At 42.7% G+C, this 2253-nt stretch carries 1 protein-coding gene and 1 pseudogene; one reads left to right on the top strand and one right to left on the bottom strand.

Annotation, left to right across the window (positions count from 1 at the left end; all coding sequences use genetic code 11):
• Positions 1-187 (top strand): annotated as a pseudogene (locus tag O9290_RS13730) (IS5/IS1182 family transposase); the annotation flags it as partial.
• Between the two features lie 724 nt (positions 188-911).
• On the opposite strand, the gene O9290_RS13735 reads toward O9290_RS13730, so the two are convergent.
• Complete coding sequence (locus tag O9290_RS13735) at positions 912-1988, bottom strand: AI-2E family transporter (protein WP_288055829.1); 1077 nt, start codon at positions 1986-1988, stop codon at positions 912-914.
• Between the last annotated feature and the right edge of the window lie 265 nt (positions 1989-2253).

The following is a 2253-nucleotide window of genomic DNA, read 5'->3' on the forward strand; positions in this document are numbered from 1 at the left end:
TCATACTTCCTTTTCAGCGATTGCTATTACTTTTTTAGTCATGAATCTTTCTAACCTGTTGAGGCAGGTTTTTTGGGCTTTTTTATGTCTGAAATGGAAAAACAGCACTTTTTCTCGGTCAATGATTAGGATAAGTTATAATTTAAAAATTAATCAACAACTAAAGCTTATGCTTGTAGCTAAGTGAAATCATTGATTAAGAGACCTGTACTTTTCAATGACTTTTTCAGCAAACCCTACTTCTTGAGACGCAGTTAAAATTCGTTGCGTAAATGCGTCCTAGCTTACTAGGTCAGGGTTTCTCAATAAACAGAGGAAATACTAAGACTATTTTCCAAAAACTGTAGCCCAATTATAAAAAAGATAATTAAGTGGATAAATCGCCTCTTATTGTTTCTGTGTGTAAGGGATAAGAATAGGAATAATTTTCTAAAGTATGGTCTTTAAAGCTTTGCCTAGCAAGATTTGTATAAATAATAAAAATCAATAAATACACCAAGTTTATCAGAGACGATAAATGGTTGATATTTGGGGGATAAAAAAATAGTTTTTTGTTCAATAACTGGTAAAATTTTTCATAGTTTTTTAACTGATTTACGAATTACATTTTTTAAATACAAATCAATAATTTTCCTTATTTTTTTATTAATTATCAGCCAAATATACACCTTTATCTTCTTACAATAAACCAGCTACCACATTCCAATCAATACCTATTGCTTAAATTAAACCTTCTCCTCACTTCAGTCTGGTTTCTGCGGTTTGATTGCTTGTTGTCACTAACCGAAGAAACCTTCCCTTTAGATGTACTGGCTTTTACCTCAATCTGCTTAAACCGAACTCGGGTTAAATTAATCTTTTTTTCCTAAGTTCTCTGGAAAGATTAAGGTAAAAATTAGATCTATCAGCCCTTAGATTGACTGATCATGGCTATTTGCCACTGGTTCAGAGCTATCCTCGCCAATCCAAGCTCTGACTAACTCGTAGCAGAGACCGAGCAGAACTGGCCCGACGAACAAACCAATAATCCCATAGGCGATCACTCCCCCGAACACCCCCAGCAGAATCACCACCATGGGAATGGGCAGGCCGCGCCCCATTAAGATCGGTTTGAGGAAATTATCCACCAAGGTGGCGGGAATCATCCAGATGGTAAACAAGAGGGCGATGGAATGGGGTAGTGTTACCCAAGCGTGAATGAGCGCCCCCAAGACAATCAAACCAGGGCCAATTTGGAGAATGCCCAAAATTAGGGTGAGGAAAGTTAATAAACCGGCTGCAGGGGTTCCCACCGTCACTAAACCGATGCCGATCAAAAGACTCTGGATAATAGCAACGCCAATAACACCACGGCTAACATTGCGGACGGTGGAGGCGGTTAGACTGGCCAGCGCGATGCCTCTACCCGGGGCGATCTTTTCCGCTAACCGGTTCATCGGGCGAGTCAGATTTTTAGCCGAGAGGGTGAGGGCTGCCGCAATCAGAATCGAGGCGATAAATTTCAGCACCGTCAGACCAGTACTGGTGGCCAGAGAAAGGGAGATTTTCCCCAGTTCTTTTAATTGTGGCTCGAAGCGTTGAAGAAATTGACCCGTGTTATCCGATGCCTGCTGCCAGAGACTGGCAATCCTTTCGCCGATCAGCGGCCAGGTGGCCACATCGGCGGGGGGAGGGGGAATCACCGCCGCACCAGTATCGATATATTCCGCCAGCGTTCGCAGATTACCGGCCAGAACCGCTGCAATACCACTCACCGGACCGATAATAATCCCTAGACAAAGTAGGGTGAGGAGAACTGTGGCCAGTTTCGCCCGGCCCCCGAGTAACTTTTTTAACCAGAGAAAGAGCGGATACCAAGCGATCGCTAGAATTGCTCCCCAGAGGATCATGGTTAGGAAGGGACGCAGTAGGGTAAAACCGGCAAATAACAACAGGCCGAGAAAAAACAGCCGGATGACGAGATCGATAATTTTAGCGTCATTTTTCATCAATAGCGATCGCCTTTTGGCTAGATGAGGACATTGCTGCAATTATGGCAGTTTTTCGTTATCGGTAGTGATTCGCTGGTAGTGGTCAGCCGTCTTGCTTATCTGGTGGGGATTGTGTAAAATAGGTTCTTCGGTTTGTCTTATGCAATGGACGGGGTTATAAGGAATGAAACCTTTATAGAGACAGACATTGCCGCAATTTTTGTCAATTGTTTGCGATCTGGAGCGAACTAATCAATTAAATCTCTTGCCAGATAAGGATTGA

The sequence above is a fragment of the Microcystis sp. LE19-41.2A genome, assembly GCF_027530405.1.
Lineage (GTDB): Bacteria > Cyanobacteriota > Cyanobacteriia > Cyanobacteriales > Microcystaceae > Microcystis > Microcystis aeruginosa.